15 protein-coding genes and 2 tRNA genes are annotated in these 14891 nt (G+C 70.3%); 4 read left to right on the top strand and 13 right to left on the bottom strand.

Annotated features, from left to right (window positions below; genetic code table 11):
- Window positions 1-135: 135 nt before the first annotated feature.
- Both AW274_RS40195 and AW274_RS12380 read left to right on the top strand, forming a co-directional pair.
- Window positions 136-294 (top strand): hypothetical protein, encoded by a 159-nt coding sequence (locus AW274_RS40195; protein WP_157520055.1) that lies wholly within the window; start codon window positions 136-138, stop codon window positions 292-294.
- Window positions 295-396: 102 nt separating this feature from the next.
- A complete protein-coding gene (locus AW274_RS12380) occupies window positions 397-3243 on the top strand; it encodes an ATP-binding protein (RefSeq protein WP_232320089.1) in 2847 nt (948 codons plus the stop codon).
- Here AW274_RS12380 and AW274_RS12375 read toward each other — a convergent pair.
- From AW274_RS12375 to AW274_RS12330, 10 genes are all read right to left on the bottom strand, one after another.
- Window positions 3236-3808 (bottom strand): TMEM165/GDT1 family protein, encoded by a 573-nt coding sequence (locus tag AW274_RS12375; RefSeq protein WP_062431145.1) that lies wholly within the window; start codon window positions 3806-3808, stop codon window positions 3236-3238. The genes AW274_RS12380 and AW274_RS12375 overlap by 8 nt on opposite strands.
- 201 nt (window positions 3809-4009) lie before the next feature.
- Window positions 4010-5038 carry a UDP-N-acetylmuramate dehydrogenase gene (locus AW274_RS12370; RefSeq protein WP_062431144.1) on the bottom strand — a complete coding sequence of 343 codons (1029 nt, stop codon included), beginning with the start codon at window positions 5036-5038 and terminating at the stop codon, window positions 4010-4012.
- Between the two features lie 10 nt (window positions 5039-5048).
- The gene (locus tag AW274_RS12365; RefSeq protein WP_062431143.1) at window positions 5049-6119 is read right to left on the bottom strand and encodes a glycosyltransferase family 2 protein; all 1071 of its coding nucleotides are present in this window, start codon (window positions 6117-6119) and stop codon (window positions 5049-5051) included.
- Window positions 6120-6173: 54 nt separating this feature from the next.
- Window positions 6174-6602, bottom strand: coding sequence for a MaoC family dehydratase (locus tag AW274_RS12360; RefSeq protein ID WP_062431142.1), 429 nt, complete (start codon window positions 6600-6602; stop codon window positions 6174-6176).
- A gap of 2 nt (window positions 6603-6604) precedes the next feature.
- Window positions 6605-7054: a MaoC family dehydratase N-terminal domain-containing protein gene (locus AW274_RS12355; RefSeq protein ID WP_062431141.1), complete on the bottom strand. Its 450-nt coding sequence runs from the start codon at window positions 7052-7054 to the stop codon at window positions 6605-6607.
- A gap of 187 nt (window positions 7055-7241) precedes the next feature.
- A complete protein-coding gene (gene rpmG, locus AW274_RS12350; protein WP_030921771.1) occupies window positions 7242-7406 on the bottom strand; it encodes a 50S ribosomal protein L33 in 165 nt (54 codons plus the stop codon).
- 75 nt (window positions 7407-7481) lie between these two features.
- Window positions 7482-7555: transfer RNA gene (locus AW274_RS12345), tRNA-Met, on the bottom strand.
- A gap of 190 nt (window positions 7556-7745) precedes the next feature.
- Window positions 7746-7821, bottom strand: a tRNA-Thr gene (locus tag AW274_RS12340).
- Between the two features lie 81 nt (window positions 7822-7902).
- Window positions 7903-8340, bottom strand: a complete 438-nt coding sequence (locus tag AW274_RS12335; protein WP_062431140.1) for a hypothetical protein — start codon at window positions 8338-8340, stop codon at window positions 7903-7905.
- 53 nt (window positions 8341-8393) lie between these two features.
- A complete protein-coding gene (locus AW274_RS12330) occupies window positions 8394-8573 on the bottom strand; it encodes a hypothetical protein (RefSeq protein WP_062431139.1) in 180 nt (59 codons plus the stop codon).
- Between the two features lie 132 nt (window positions 8574-8705).
- On the opposite strand from AW274_RS12330, the gene AW274_RS12325 reads away from it, so the two are divergent.
- On the top strand, window positions 8706-9323 hold the full coding sequence (locus tag AW274_RS12325; RefSeq protein WP_062431138.1) for a hemerythrin domain-containing protein: 618 nt from the start codon (window positions 8706-8708) through the stop codon (window positions 9321-9323).
- Here the strand turns inward: AW274_RS12325 and AW274_RS12320 are convergent.
- Together AW274_RS12320 and AW274_RS12315 are read right to left on the bottom strand one after the other, a co-directional pair.
- Window positions 9310-12549 carry an ATP-binding protein gene (locus AW274_RS12320; RefSeq protein WP_062431137.1) on the bottom strand — a complete coding sequence of 1080 codons (3240 nt, stop codon included), beginning with the start codon at window positions 12547-12549 and terminating at the stop codon, window positions 9310-9312. The two genes, AW274_RS12325 and AW274_RS12320, sit on opposite strands and share 14 nt — an antisense overlap.
- 7 nt (window positions 12550-12556) lie before the next feature.
- A complete protein-coding gene (locus AW274_RS12315) occupies window positions 12557-12742 on the bottom strand; it encodes a hypothetical protein (protein WP_062431136.1) in 186 nt (61 codons plus the stop codon).
- A gap of 61 nt (window positions 12743-12803) precedes the next feature.
- On the opposite strand from AW274_RS12315, the gene AW274_RS12310 reads away from it, so the two are divergent.
- Window positions 12804-13133: a hypothetical protein gene (locus tag AW274_RS12310; RefSeq protein ID WP_062431135.1), complete on the top strand. Its 330-nt coding sequence runs from the start codon at window positions 12804-12806 to the stop codon at window positions 13131-13133.
- A gap of 2 nt (window positions 13134-13135) precedes the next feature.
- Here the strand turns inward: AW274_RS12310 and AW274_RS12305 are convergent, their stop codons facing one another.
- Complete coding sequence (locus tag AW274_RS12305) at window positions 13136-14335, bottom strand: FG-GAP repeat domain-containing protein (protein WP_062431134.1); 1200 nt, start codon at window positions 14333-14335, stop codon at window positions 13136-13138.
- Window positions 14336-14891 lie beyond the last annotated feature (556 nt).

Below are 14891 nucleotides of genomic sequence, written 5' to 3'. Positions count from 1 at the left end.
CCCGATGTGGCGGAGGGGGTCTTAGGACGAATCTTGAGTGTGTAAGGAAGCGAGATGCGGGCGGCCGAAGGCCGACCGTGGCTCGCGCTAGTGAATCTGCCTAATCGACACGTACAAGAACCAAGGAGAAGCCAGATGGCTCCCGAGCTTCACTACCAGATCATCATCAACCGGGTCGCCGAGCTCCAGAACGAGGCGACCACCTACCGCCGCGTCCGTGAGGCGGAGAAGGCGCGCGAGCGGGGCGGGCATCACCGGCTCCGGGCGAGCCTCGGCAAGTTCCGTTCCCAGTGACGCGCGTCCAGATGCCAGGCCGGAACCTCCCTCCCGGCCTGGCATCTCAACCCCCGTAAATAGGCGCGAATCCCACCGAGTAGGCATGACATGCTGGACGACATGATGGGTCGGGCCGTTAGCCCCGTCTTCGTCGGACGGGAGACCGAGCTGAAGTCGCTCGGCGAGATCTTCGACCAGGCCCGTGAGCAGGCCGCCGCCGCCGTGCTGGTGGGCGGTGAGGCGGGGGTCGGCAAGACCCGGCTGGTCACGCGGTTCGCCGAGCAGGCCGCCGCCGCCGGAGCGCAGGTCTTCGTCGGCGGTTGTGTCGAGTTGTCCACAGAAGGTCTCGCGTACGCGCCCTTCACGGCGGTGCTGCGCCAGCTCGTCCGCGACATGGGGGCCGCGGACGTGGCGGCGCTGCTGCCCGAGGGCGCGGCCCGCGACCTGGCCCGGCTGCTGCCGGAGTTCGGTGAGCCGAGCGGCGACATCGAGACCGACACGGCCAGGGCCCGCCTGTTCGAACAGATACTGACGTTGCTGGAACGGCTCGCCGAGCGCCGCCCGATGGTCCTGGTCATCGAGGACATCCACTGGGCCGACCGGTCGAGCCGTGACCTCATCGCCTTCCTGAGCCGGAACGTCTCGGCGATCCCGATGCTCATGGTGCTGACGTACCGGTCGGACGAACTTCACCGCACCCATCCGCTCCGGCCGGTGCTCGCCGAGCTCACCCGGGTCGGCGGGATCACCAAGATCGAGGTGCCCCGCTTCACCGAAGACGAGGTGGCCCGCCAGATGGCGGCCATCCTCGGCAGCACGCCCACCTACAGCCGGGTCTCGACGGTCTTCGACCGCAGCGCGGGCATCCCGCTGTTCGTGGAGGCGCTGCTCGACTGCCTCGGCGGCGAGACCCTCCCCGAGTCGCTGCACGACCTGATCATCGGCCAGGTGGAGCGGCTGCCCGACGAGACCCAGCGGGTGCTGCGCATCGCCGCCGCCGGGGGCAACCGGGTCGGCCACGACCTGCTGTGCGCGGTCAGCGGCCTGTCGGAGGCCGATCTGGAGGACGCGATCAGGCCCGCCGTGGCCGGCAACGTCATCCAGATCAGCGACGGCCGCGCCTACACCTTCCGGCACGCGCTGATCCGCGAGGCCGTCCACGACGAACTGCTGCCCGGTGAGCACACCCGGCTGCACTCCCGCTTCGCCGAGGAGATCGACCGCGACCGCGCCCTGGTCCCGCAGGGACGGGCCGCCATCGAGATCGCCCACCACTGGCACTCGGCCAGGAACGACCTGTGGGCCCTCATCTCGGCCTGGGAGGCCTCGGCCAAGGCCCACAAGGCGTTCGCGTACACCGAGAAGGTCCAGCTGCTCGAACGGGTGCTGATGCTCTGGGACAAGGTCCCGGACGCCGCGCAGCGCATCGGCGCCGACCACGCCACCGTGCTGGAGCGCGCCTCCGAGGGCGCCTACTCGGCCGGCGACATCGACCGGGCCATGAAATACGTGAAGGCCGCGCTGGCCGAACTCGACGACCACACCGCGCCCGAGCGGGTCGCCGAACTGCTGGTCCGGATGGCCAACTGCAAGAAGCACCGCGGCCGGGTCGGCGCGATCGACGACCTGCGCCGGGCCGAGCGGCTGGTCCCGCTGCCCAGCGAGACCCGGACCCTCGTCCTGACCCGCCTCGGCACCCTGCTGATCATGGCCGACGAGATCGTCGAGGGCACCGCCCTGACCCAGGAGGCGCTGCGGAACGCGCGCGAGATGGGCGACGAGCGCCAGGAGGCCGACCTCCTGATGAACCTCGCGCTCGGCCACTCCATCAGCGACGACCTGGAGGTGGCGCTGGCCACCAACTCCCGCGCCCAGGCCATCGGCACCCGGGTGAAGGCGGGCCAGGTGGTGCTGCGGGCCCTGGCCAACAACGTCGACGCCCTGGAGAACCTGGGCCGCTCCGAGGAGGCCATCGCGCTGGCCGTCGAGGGCGAGAAACTGGCCAAGAAGTACGGCCGCTACCGGAACCAGGGCGTCTTCATCGCCAATAACCGGGCCGAGGCGCTCGAATCGCTGGGCCGCTGGGACGAGGCCCTCGACATCATCACCCGGTCGCTGATCTTCGACCCGTCCCCGCGCAACCGCTGGCACCTGCTGCGCATGCGCGCCCAGATCGGCATGGCCAGGGGCCAGCTCGAACAGGTCCTCGCCGACCTGACCGAGGTGGGCGCGCTGTCCGACCGTCCCGAAGACTGGACCCAGGAGCGCACCCTCAACACCCGGCTGGCCCTGCAGTGGTTCCTGCTGACCGGCGCCCCGGAGGCGGCCCTGACCAGGGCCGAGATCGCCCTCGGCACGACCCCGCTGTCCCGCAAGCCCATGCTCGGCTGGCGCCTGCTGGCGATGATCTACCGGGTGAGCGACGCCGCGCTGCCGATCAGCCCCAACCGGGCCAGGGCCCTGCGCGAGCGGGCCGACGTGCTCCGCACCGCCATGGTCGCCAAGGGCAGGGTCAGCGAGGCCTACGAACGCGAGTGCCGGCAGGACTTCGACGGCGCGGCGGCGTGCTGGGCCGTCCTGAAGCGTCCCTACCAGCGGGCCCGCAACCTGCTCATGGCCGCGCACGGCCTCGACCGCGACGGCATGGCGGTCCGCCTGCGCGAGGCCCACGCCCTCGCGACCGACCTGGGCGCCGTCCCGATGAAGGAGCAGATCGAGGCGCTGACGCGCCGGTCGGGCATCGCCCTGACCGACACCCCGGCCGAGACGGCCGCCCTGCTGACCCCGCGTGAGGTCGAGGTGCTGCGGCTGCTCACCGAGGGCCGGTCGAACCGCGACATCGCCCAGACGCTGACGATCTCGGCGAAGACCGCCAGCGTGCACGTCTCGAACATCCTGGCCAAACTGAGCGTCTCGACCCGGGGCGAGGCCGCGGCGGCGGCCCACCGGATGTCCCTGCTCAACTAGCCCACACCGGCTCCAGCAGCAGGAGGACCCCGAAGACGGCGAAGGCGCCGGCCGCGCCGTACTTGATCCACTTCTCCGGCAGGTGCCTGCCCAGCAGCCCGCCGACCACGATGGCCAGCGCGTCGGCGGCCACCATGCCGACCGTGGAGCCGATCCAGGTGCCGACCCAGCCGTACTGGGTGGCCAGGGTGATGGTGGCGAGCATGGTCTTGTCGCCGAGCTCGCTCAGGAAGAACGCGACCGTCACGGCCAGCAGCACCGACTTGGTGGCCCGCTTGGCCTTCTCGGCCTCCTCGTCGGTCAGGGAGTCGCCGCGCAGCGTCCAGGCCGCGAAGCCGAGGAAGGCGATGCCGGCCGCGATGGAGATCGCGGTCGTGGGGAGGTGGTCGCCGATGAGACCGCCGAGCGCGACGGAGAACAGGTGGACGACGGTCGTCGCGATCGTGATGCCGGCCAGGACCGGAAGGGGCCGGAACCTGGTGGCGAAGGTCATGGCCATGAGCTGGCTCTTGTCGCCCAGCTCCGCCACGAAGATCACGGCGAGGGAGATCCAGAACGCTTCCACTCGGGGTCGCCTTTCGCATCAGCGCGACCGGGCCGAGTTCTGCCGGGGAGCATCACTTCGGCCCGGCAGCGTAAAAATCACTGTCGGGCCGAAGGTCTCGTCCGCCACACGGGCCTCCGCGGCCGGACGCACGCTTCTCATCGAACGCGTGCGTCAGTGTGTCGACCGGCGGTGTTGTGGACTACTCCCCTTCGGGCTGTCTCACAGACTAACGCCTATCATCACGGGCTCATTCACCAGGGTCACCCCGAACTTCGCTTTGACCCCATCTCGGACTTCTCGGGCAAGCTCCAGCAGTTCCTCCGCCGTGGCCTCACCTGTGGGGTTGGTGAGGGCGAGGGTGTGCTTGGTCGACACCCTGACCGGGCCCTTCGCGTAGCCCTTGTGGAACCCGGCGTTCTCGATCAGCCACGCCGCCGGGACCTTCACGGCGTCGTCGCCGGCCGGCCAGCGCGGATAGCCGGGGGCCAGCTTCTCGAGCTCGTCGGCCTGCGCCCGGCCCAGGATCGGATTGGTGAAGAACGACCCGGCGCTGATGGTGTCGGGATCGTCCGGATCGAGCACCATGCCCTTGCCCCGCCGCAGTTCCAGCACCCGCGCGCGGGTCCGGGCCAGCGGCACCCGCTCGCCGGGCGCGACGCCCAGGCTCTTCGCCAGCTCGGCATAGGCCAGCGGCTGCGAGAGCTCGTCGTTCTCGAGGTTGTACGTCACCGACAACACCACGAACCGGTCGAGGGCGCCCTTGAAGGCGCTGTCGCGATAGGCGAACCCGCACTGCGCGGCCTCCAGGTCGAGGATCTCGCGGCGGCGGCGGTCGAAGACGCGGACCGCGACGATCGTCTGGGAGACGTCCTGGCCGTAGGCGCCCACGTTCTGGATCGGGGTCGACCCGACCAGGCCGGGGATGCCCGACAGGCACTCGACCCCCGACAACCCCTCGGCGACGCAGCGCTCGACGAGCGGATCCCAGTCTTCCCCGGCGGCGGCCGTCACCACGCCGCCGTAGGTCACGATGCCCCGCGTGCCGACCCTGACCACCAGGCCGTCGAACCCGGCGTCGGAGAGCACCAGATTGCTCCCGCCGCCCAGGATCAGCACCGGCTCGCCCCGCCGGTCGGCCGCGGAGACCAGCTCGACGAGCCGCTCCTCGGTCTCGGCGGTGACAAAGGCCCGCGCGTTCCCGCCCAGCCGCAACGTCGTGTACGGCGCCAGCCGTACCCCCTCTTCCATGGGCGCCAGCCTAACGGCGCAGCAGAGCGAGCACTCTGTCGTAGGTCCGCGCCGACTCCTCCTCGCGGTAGGCGGCGTCGGTGTCGAAATACCCCCGGTGGCGGGCCTGCCGCACCGGAAGATCCTTCTCGGGTACGACCAGACGTCCCGGCAGCATGAGGGAGAACTCCAGGTCGGCGTTGCGGTAGAAGCGGGCGTGCTCCGGGAATCCGCCGATCCGCAGGGCTTTGGCCCGGTTGACGGCGAACAGGTAGCCCAGCAGCGCCGGCACCTCGCCGGCCCCCGCGTCGCGCCACTCGGTGCCGCCCGGCTCGGGCTCGACGCCCTTCCACCCGGCCCCGACCACGTCGGGCACCTCCAGCGCCCGCAGCAGCGGCCTGATCGCGTCGCCTTCGAGGATCGTCGAGGTCTCCATCACCACATGGACGTCGGCCGTGTCGAGCTGGAGCAGCTTGGTGCGCGCCGGGCCCCACCCGGCGGTGCCGCCGCGCCAGTGGGGCTTCTCGGCGACGTGCCAGACCCTGACCCTGTCGGGGTTGGCCTCGGCCAGTTCGTGGAGCACGTCGCCGGCCCCGTCGACGTTCCCCAGGTCGAGTGCGATGACCCCGGCGTCGCTGTGCGCCAGCAGCGCCGCGACACAGGCCCGCACGTCGTCGGGCCACCCGTCGACCAGCAGCGCCACCGACGCCGTCAGCTTCGGGATGTCGATCTGCCGGTCGACCCGCGAGGTGGCCAGCGCGCCGTCCCAGAGGGCCTGCGAGGCGGCCATCGACGGGGTGCCCGCGTCGTTCAGCGCGGTCTCGGTGATCGAACCCGGGAAGGGCACAGTCGACTTCACGTCGGGCTCGCCGGGCGGGCGGCCCTCGATGATCGACGACACCGGGATCGACCGCACGCTCGGCCAGATCTCGTAGCGGGGACGTTCGGTCAGCTCGAAGCCGCCGGCGGGCGTGTCGTAGACGTCCCAGCCGGCGTCCATGAGCTCGTGGCGCAGCCGGTCGGCCGCCTCGAAGTCGTTGTCGGCTCGGGCGGCGGCGCGGCGTTCGGCGATTTCGACGACGTCAAGCGGTGGTTTGCTCACATCTGGAGCGCTACCCAGGCTCGGGCGAGCTGAACAAACCGCCCGAAGCCCAGATCAGGCGAGCTGAACGACCGCCCTGGCCTTGGAGAGCACCCGCGAGTCGCCCGACCTGGCGGTCAGCACGACGATCACCCGCTTGTCGGGCAGCTTCTCCTCGATGATCCCCGACACGCTGATCGTGGCGCCGTTGTCGTCGTCGGGCACGACGACCATCGACGAGAACCGCACGCCGTAGTCGACGACGGCGGCCGGGTCGCCGGCCCAGTCGGTGACGTAGCGGCCGCCCTGGGCCATCGTGTACATGCCGTGGGCGATCACGTCGGGCAGGCCGACGGACTTGGCGAACCGCTCGTTCCAGTGGATGGGGTTGAAGTCGCCGGAGGCGCCGGCGTACATGACCAGATTGACCCGCTGGACCTGGTATTCGGCGGCGGGCAGTTCCTGGCCCTGCTCGACCTCGTCCCACTTGATGGTGGCGCCCATGGCTACTTCGCACCTCCGCGCTCGACGATGACGTTGAAGCTGGTGCAGACGGGCTCGCCGTCGAGCGTGGTGACGTCGCCGCGGACGGTCACGAACTCGTTGCGGCCCACCGAACGGATCTCGGAGATCGTCGAGGTGCACAGCAACTGGTCGCCGGCGTAGATCGGCCGCTCGTAGGTGAACCGCTGCTCGCCGTGGACGACCATGGCCCAGTCGAGCCCGAACTCGGGGTCGTTGAGGCCCTCGCCCGCGCCCGCCAGGGCGAAGACGATCGGGAAGGTGGGCGGGGCGACCACGTCGGGATGCCCGGCGGCCTTGGCGGCCTCGGAGTCACGGTAGATCGGGTTTGCGTCGCCGATCGCGGCGGCGAACTCCTTGATCTTCAGGCGGCTGACCTCGTAGGGCGTCGGGGACGAGTACGCCCGCCCGATGAAGTCGCGATTCAACGCCATCAGGGCGCTCCTCGTCGTTGATCAATGCTGCTGGACGACCAGTTCTACCGTACGGCCGAACACAGCGAGAACCGAGAAGGTGTCGCCGGTGAAAACGCGACTAACCGGCGGCCCTGAGTGGCGTCGCCGGTTTTCGCGTGAATACATGCACCGCACCCGCAGCTGGGGGGCCGCCGGGCGTCGTGAACTAGCGGGTCTCGCGGTGAGCCTGGTGAGTCTTGCAGTTGGGGCAGTACTTCTTCAGCTCAAGCCGATCCGGGTCGTTGCGCCGGTTCTTCCGCGTGATGTAGTTGCGGTGCTTGCACTCCTGGCAGGCCAGCGTGATCTTCGGCCTAACGTCGGTGGCAGCCACGTGGGAGTGCCTTTCTACGTCTGGGACTACTGGACAACCCGAACCGGTCCCTGTGAAGGGAGCCCGGAAGGGTAGTAGCGGAGGCCGGACTTGAACCGGCGACACAACGATTATGAGCCGTTTGCTCTGCCTGACTGAGCTACTCCGCCTGGAGACCGACCAGAACTGACCGGCCACGCAAGGATACCCGACCCATGCGAGTGCCACACACGCGGTATTTCGCCGGGGAACGGGTTTGGGAATTCACGGATGAATCCCCAAATCACTTTCGCGGGGATTGGTTTTCACCCGCCAAGCCAAAAGCCCCACCCGAATTCTTCGGATAGGACCTGTTGGCTTTGGAGCCCCCAAACGGAATCGAACCGTTGACCTTCTCCTTACCATGGAGACGCTCTGCCGACTGAGCTATAGGGGCGGGCCCGGTGTTCGCTCTCGCGTTCCCGGACAGGTAAACCATACACGTCCCCCGCAGTGGATGCGAAATCCAATCGGACCCCTATGGAGTCTGGAGTGTCCCGACCAGGTCGGCGCCCTGTTCCTGGGCCGACTGCAGGTCGTCGGGCTCGATCGTGTAGCTGGTGAAGTAGGTGCGACCGGCCTTGCCGACGGGGGTCGAGAGGGTGATCTTCGCGTCGTAGGGCTGGTCGAGGCAGTCGGGCAGGCACCAGCTCCCGGTCAGCATGCCGCGGCCCTCGGCGGTGTCGGGGCCCCACTTGTCCCACAGGAGCTTGTTCATGGTGGAGAACTCGGAGATCACCAGGTCGGCCGGCTTCTGGGCGGGCGAGCCCTGTTCGTCGCCGAAGAAGTTCAGCACGTAGACCTCCTGTGCCGACGACGTGGACGAGGAGGGCGGCGTCGGGCTCGGGATCCCGTCGGGCGCGGACCCGCAGGCGACGAGCGCGACGCAGAAGGTGAGCACAGTGACCAGGCGCATGTCTCGACGGTAAACGGCCGGGTCGGGAAATCACCGTTACCTTGGGGTGTTTGTTATGGCCGCAGCGCGACGACCTCGCAGAGATCGGCCAGGTCGACGAACCGGGCGACCTCCGCGACGGAGAAGCAGTCGGCCAGGTGGCGGCCATGCCGTTCGACACGCAGGACTTGACGGTCGCCGAACACCCCGGGCACGATCGCGTAGCCGTCGGGCCCCACCCATCGACTCCTCATAGCCCGACAAACTAGCGCTCCGCACCGACAGTTTCTCTAAGTCGGGTTCACAACGCGAGCCACGGCCGACGTCTGCCGCCACACCAAGTGGACCCCAGGTAGCCGCTAAGCACCGGGGCGCATCGTCGGGGCATGACGTCCCCCGATCTGACCGGCATCCGGATCATCCACCGGGCCATGCGCGGCGACCTGCACCGGCTGGTCGCCCTCACCGAGCACCTCGCGGCCACCACGCCCACCCGGGCCAGGGCCATCGCCCGCTTCGTGGGCCGGATCACCCACACCATCCACCAGCACCACACCCGTGAAGACGAGATCGTGTGGCCGCTGATCGAGCGGTCGGCCGGCGCCGCCGCCGACCTGTCCGACCTGACCGAGGACCACTCGCTGCTCGACCCGCTGCTGAACGAGGCCGACGCCGCCGCGGACGCCTTCGCCGCCGGCGGCGACGCCCGGCCCCTCCACCTGGCCCTCAAACGGCTCTCGGAGCTCCTCGACGAGCACATCGAGGAGGAGGAGCGCCGGATCTTCCCGGTGGTCCTCCAGTACGTCACCGAGAAGGACTGGGCCGAGGCGGAGAACCGGATCCGCAAGGGCGGCGACATCCGCTTCGACCTGTGCTGGGTCGGTCAGTACGCCACCCCCGAGGAGCTGCGGCGCATCAGGCGGCTGGCCGGGCCGATGATCACCCTGATGCTGGCCCTGCTGCGCCCGGGGCACCGGCGGCGGCAGCGGCTCATCTTCGGGTGAGGGCCTCCCGTGCCTTCTCCGCCCAGAACGCCGAGCCGACCCTCTCCGCCACCTCGACGGCGGCCGCGTAGTGGCGGCGCGCGGCCGCCTCGTCGCCCAGATGGCGGGCCAGGTCGCCCAGGAAGTGGTCGACCGGCCCATGGGTGACCGACCCGCTGGCCAGCCCCGCCATCTCCCCGGCCAGCGGCGTCAGCTGCGCGTACGTCTGCCGGACGCCCTCCTCATGCCCGAGGGCGATGGCGGTCTGGGCCCGCATCGACAACACCAGCGACTGGTAGACGCCGGGGAAGGGCAGCTCGTCGGGCCGCCAGCGGGCCCTGGCCTCCTCGATCCGCCCGGCGGCCACCAGCGCCCGTGAGTAGATCTCGTGGACGGTGTCCAGGTCCTTCCAGACGGCCTCGTAGTCGTCCATGAGGGTGCCGATGTCGCCGCGGGTGATCCCGATGGCCAGCCGCGCCAGCAGGCCGAAGGCGACCGCGTTGCCGTCGCCGATGGCGGCGAGCTGGGCGGCCAGCGCGGTGGCGGCCTGCTCAGCCTCGTCGAAGCGGCCCTCGATGTAGAGGTCGAGCGAGTCGAGCAGGGCGAAGACGCCGAGCAGGTGGGCGAACTGGCCGCTGGTCGAGCTGCCGGTGGCCAGCGCGGCGAAGTGGCGGGCGCCGGCCCGGTCGCCCCGCGACAGCGCCACCATGATCTTCATGTAGCGGCCCAGCGTGAGGTAGCCCTGGAGACCGCCGCCCTCGGCCACCTCGATCACCTCGTCGGCCAGCCGGTCGAGCTGGGCGCTCTTGCCCGAGTGGACGCACGACCAGTAGCGCGCGTTGTAGGCCATGCAGAGCAGCAGCGGATCGCCGAGCCCCTTGGCGATCTCGATCGCCTCCGCGCTGTCGCGTTCGAGCTGCTCGCCGCCGTAGGGCTCGGTCTCGTTGCACAGGGCCACCAGCAGGCGGCAGCGCGTCTCCCCCGTCGTGCCGGGCAGGACGTCGCGGATGGCCTCGATCATGTCGAAGTCGAGGAGGTGCTCGGTGACGATGCTCCAGATCAGCGGCACGTCGATCGAGGTGATCAGGCGGATCGTGGCGGCCCGGTCGCCGAGACGGCGGGCCAGCGGCAGGGCCTCGCTCCGCAGTTTCCTGGCGGCGTTGACGTCGCCCGCGTGGGCGAGGGCCGACACCAGGCGTGATTGGAGGTCGAGCCGCCGTTCGTCTTCGGGGGCGATCGCCACGGCGCCGCTGAGGAGGGTGACGGCCTCGCGGTGGGCGTACAGGGAAGTGGCCTTTTCCGCGGCCCTGGCCGCGTAGGAGACGGCGCGGGCGGCGGTCGCGGCGGTGGCGGCGGCCAGCGCGTGGTGGGCCAGCGCGCCCGTGTCGGCCGGGCGGATCGCCTCCAGCGCGTCGACGACCTTGCCGTGCAGGCGGGTGCGGCGCAACCTCGGGATGTCCTCGTAGAGGGTCTCCCTGACCAGCACGTGGGCGAACCTGACCTGGCCCGGATACGGCTCGGTGAGCAGGCCCGACAACACCCCGGCCTCAAGGCCGTCGAGGACGGTGTCCTCGTCGGCGTCCCGCATCGCGATCAGCACGTCGGCGTCGGCGTCGCGGCCGACGACGGCGGCGTCTCTGAGCGTGGTCTGCGCGGTGGCGGGCAGCCGGGCGATGCGGCGGCGGATGACGTCGCGCACGCCCGGAGGCAGCCGGTAGACGGCCGTCATGCCCTCGGCGGCGAGCAGCCGAGCGGTCTCCGAGACGAACAGCGGGTTGCCGCCGGTCCGCTCGCTGAGCACCGCCAGCGTGGCCGGGCCGATCGAGATCCCGGAGCGGTCGAGCACCAGCCGGGCGACGTCGTCGGGCTCCAGCCCTTCGAGCGTGAGGCGCTCGGCGGTCTGCGCGGCCAGCGCCGCGCCGGTGGCCATCAGGTCGGTGGTGGTCTCGTCGGACCGGTGGGTGAGCAGCACCAGGACCGGCGTGCCGGCCAGCCGGGTGGCCAGGTGGCGCAGCAGGTGGAGGGTCTCGTCGTCGGCCCGGTGCACGTCCTCCAGCACGACCAGCAGCGGCGCGGTCAGCTCGGCCAGGTAGTCGCCGACCGCGCGGGCCAGCCAGAACTGCCCCACCGGCTCGGCGTCGTCGGCCAGCAACGGCGCCAGCTTCGGCGCCAGCGCGGGCGCCGGCGGCCGCCCCGGCACGAGACCCCGGAGCACCTCCGACCAGGCCCAGGCGGGCGGCACGCCGCCGACGGTTTCCGGGCAGCGCCCCGCGGCGGTCGCCCAGCCACGAGCATGGAGCTCTGTTGCGAGCGCGGCGGCGACGGTCGACTTCCCCGACCCGGCGTCGCCGCCGAGCCACGCCACCCGGAACCCGGTCATGGCCTGCTCGGCGGCGCGGATGAGCCGGTCGAGCTCGGCCCGGCGCCCGACGATCTGCTTCTCGGCCTCCCGCGCCGGGGTGACCCTGATCGGCTCGGGCGGCGGCGTGAACTGCAGGGTCTCGGTCTGGTGGAGGATGTCGGACTCGAGCGTGCGCAACGCGGGCCCGGGATCGACGCCGAGTTCCTCGGCGAGGGTCTCGCGGGTACGCCGGATCACCGCCAGCGCCTCAGGCTGCCGCCCCGCCCGGTAGTAGGCCAGCGCGAGCAGCCGGACGGCGTTCTCCCGCAGCGGATGAGCGGTGACATGCCGGTCGAGCTCGGCGACGATCTCGGCGTGCCGCCCCAGGGCGAGGGCCGCCTCGACCCGGTATTCGACGGCGACCAGCCGCAACTCGTCGAGCTGCGCCGCCTCGGCGACGGCCCACTCCTCGTCGGCGAACTCGGCGAAGGCCGGCCCGGTCCAGAGGGCCAGGGCGTCGTCGAGCAGCCTGATGCGCTCGTTCGGGTCGTTCCTGGCGACCGCCTCGTCGACCAGCTTGGGAAACCACCAGGCGTCGACGGCCTCAGACGTCAGCTGGAGCCGATACCCCGGCGGCGCGGACACGATGACCGTGGCCGGAGTACGCGGCGCCCGGCCGGGTTCGAGGATGCGCCGCAGGTTGGAGATGTAGACCTGCAACGCGCCGAGCGCCTTCGGCGGCGGCTGCTCCCGCCACAGGTCTTCGATGAACCGATCGGCCGACACGATGTGCCCGCCCTCGGCGACCAGCCGGGCCACAACGGCCCGCTGCAGGAACGTTCCCAGCTCAACCGGGGCGCCTCCGACGGAAGCCGCCAGCTGCCCCAAAACCCGCAATCGCACCATGATGCCGTCATTGTGGCGGGATCCACTCGACGGATACACCCTTGCTTCGACGGCCTTTTTCGAGCAGTTCCTCGGCCGGCCTGCCGTGGGCCCAGCGCCGGGCGTAAGGGGCGGCCTCGACGACCACGCCGTCACGGACGACCAGGCCGAACGTGGCCTTCTCGGTCGACCACCAGATGAGCCCGTCGCGCATACCTGGACCCTAGGGAGGCGCACTGACAGAATCGACGGCATGACGATCTTCAGAAAGGCCCATGGCTCGTAGGAGCCCGGCGCGCGTCCGCGCCGACCGCCCCCTTTTCGACGAGCACACCTCTCATCTGCCCGGCCTGTCGCGCCGTGGCCGCGTCGCCCTGGCCCGCCTGGAACGCGACCGATTCTGGCCGGGTGCCGTCGCCACCGCCTACCAGGCATGGCAGGAGCTGTCCGGGCACCCGCCCGAGCCCTACGGCTGCGGATACATCCGCTGCTGTCCGGACATCCTGGAGGCGAAGGCCATCCTCCACGTGGGCTTGGCCGTCCTTCCGCCGCGCGACGCTAGGCACATGCGAGAACGACTCGGAGAGTTCCCCGAGTCGTGGTGAAGCTACGGGAGGGAGAAGCCCAGACCGTGGCCGCCGGACGTGCTCAGCTTGAGCCGCTGGAGGCCGGTGTAGTTCCCGTTCGGCAGCACGTGGACCTGACCTACCCCGTAGACGCCGGGCGCACCAGCGATGAGGTCGGGCTTCCTGTCGCCGACGACGTCGGAGACGGTCAGGGCCGCGCCGAACCCGGTCTCGTAGGTCTCCTTCCGGAGGATCCGTGCAGGCTTGACCGTCACTCCCCCGGCTGTGCCCCGGTAGATCTCGACCCAGTCGTGGTTGTCGGCCGCGACGTGCACGGCCAGATCGGCGCGGCCGTCTCCGACCAGGTCGCCGATGGCGAGGTCGCCCGGGAAGTCGGAGAAGGACAAGATCTGGGGCGTGACCACCGTGACGCCCCGGCTCCGGTGGACGACCACCTGGTCGCCGGTCGCCAGCACGATGTCGGCCTTGCCGTCGCCACTCAGGTCGCCCACGGCGATGTCGAAGACGTCGCGCCTGGCGGGCAGGAACGCCCAGGCCCGCGACATCGACAGGCCGCTCGCCGCCCCGGGGATGACGGAGACCCGCTGCGGATTGACGGACCCCGCATGAGCGGGCCCCAAGTCGGTCGCCAGGAGATCGGGCCGCTTGTCACCCGTGACGTCACCCACCGCGAGGACGGCCCCGAACTCCGCCGCGCCGTTCTTCAACGAGACCGACTTCGTCAATCCCTTGCTGCCGCCTTTGAAGACGACGATTTCCCGGTTTCCCCGGACGGCGACGTCACCGAATCCGTCCCCGTTGAAATCGGCGGCCTTCATCGGCGCGTTGGTGATCGGCCAGGCGAACGACTTACTGAATTTGAGACCCGTGGCCGAGCCAAGAAACACGACGATCTTCTTCCGCCCCGACGCGAGGACGTCGGAATAGCCGTCACGATCGAAATCAGCGGTCGCCAGGACCTTGCCGACGTTCTCCCTGGCCACCGGCTTGGAGGTGGTCGCGATCCGCGCCTTGGCCGCCACCTTGGCCCCGCCGAACCAGACGACGACACCACCGGCGTCGGACCTGCCACCGGCCTTGAGCAGGTGCGCCCCCGCGATGACGTCGGCCCGGCCGTCGCCGTTGACGTCACCGGGCAGCGCGGGGCGCTTCTTGGGTGCGGCGCCGGCGGGAGCGGCCACCAGGCTAATCCCGGCCGCGACGGCGACACCGGCGGCCAAGCCTTTTCTCCAGAACGTCATATATACAAGGACGTGCGATTCGAGAGAATGGTTGGCGACACGACGAAAACACCATTCGCGCACACTTGGCGCCAGCGTATTCGCATCCAACCGCCATTTGCGCATCCACCCAGCTCGATCTACGCGAGCCTCGGCAAACCGACCCGCCCACCACATCGATTCACGCCGACGCGAGCCGCGAGCGTCACTAGGCGGCCGGCCTGCCGCGCCATTCGCGCACACGCACGAGTCCTCACTGCGCGAGCCTCGGCAAACCAGTCGGGCCTGCCACGTCGATTCGCGCCCACGCGGACCGCGCTCCACGGACGCCCGAAGGCCGGTCGGCCACCGTCGCCACTCGCACGCACACGAGGGTCGCACTGCATGAGCTTCGGCAAGCCGGCCGACACACCACATCGATTCGCGCCCATAGAGGGCCGCACTCCGCGAGCGTCAGCAGGCAGTCGGCCTGCCGCGCCATTCGCGCACAAGCACAGGTCCTCACTGTGCGACGCTCGGTAAACCGGTCAAGCCTGCCATTGCGATTCGCGCCGAC

This window comes from Herbidospora daliensis (assembly GCF_001570585.1).
Classification (GTDB): Bacteria; Actinomycetota; Actinomycetes; order Streptosporangiales; family Streptosporangiaceae; genus Herbidospora; species Herbidospora daliensis.
The sequence above is the reverse complement of the archived record's forward strand: the minus strand, read 5'-3'. Positions and strand labels throughout refer to the sequence as shown.

What these genes read in the sequence shown, in the direction of transcription:
- AW274_RS40195 (WP_157520055.1), top strand. Translation starts at nt 136, where the DNA reads ATGGCTCCCGAGCTTCACTACCAGATCATCATCAACCGGGTCGCCGAG.
- AW274_RS12380 (WP_232320089.1), top strand. Translation starts at nt 397, where the DNA reads ATGATGGGTCGGGCCGTTAGCCCCGTCTTCGTCGGACGGGAGACCGAG.
- AW274_RS12370 (WP_062431144.1), bottom strand. Translation starts at nt 5,038, where the DNA reads ATGGAAGAGGGGGTACGGCTGGCGCCGTACACGACGTTGCGGCTGGGC.
- AW274_RS12360 (WP_062431142.1), bottom strand. Translation starts at nt 6,602, where the DNA reads ATGGGCGCCACCATCAAGTGGGACGAGGTCGAGCAGGGCCAGGAACTG.
- AW274_RS12355 (WP_062431141.1), bottom strand. Translation starts at nt 7,054, where the DNA reads ATGGCGTTGAATCGCGACTTCATCGGGCGGGCGTACTCGTCCCCGACG.
- AW274_RS12335 (WP_062431140.1), bottom strand. Translation starts at nt 8,340, where the DNA reads ATGCGCCTGGTCACTGTGCTCACCTTCTGCGTCGCGCTCGTCGCCTGC.
- AW274_RS12330 (WP_062431139.1), bottom strand. Translation starts at nt 8,573, where the DNA reads ATGAGGAGTCGATGGGTGGGGCCCGACGGCTACGCGATCGTGCCCGGG.
- AW274_RS12325 (WP_062431138.1), top strand. Translation starts at nt 8,706, where the DNA reads ATGACGTCCCCCGATCTGACCGGCATCCGGATCATCCACCGGGCCATG.
- AW274_RS12320 (WP_062431137.1), bottom strand. Translation starts at nt 12,549, where the DNA reads ATGGTGCGATTGCGGGTTTTGGGGCAGCTGGCGGCTTCCGTCGGAGGC.
- AW274_RS12315 (WP_062431136.1), bottom strand. Translation starts at nt 12,742, where the DNA reads ATGCGCGACGGGCTCATCTGGTGGTCGACCGAGAAGGCCACGTTCGGC.
- AW274_RS12310 (WP_062431135.1), top strand. Translation starts at nt 12,804, where the DNA reads ATGGCTCGTAGGAGCCCGGCGCGCGTCCGCGCCGACCGCCCCCTTTTC.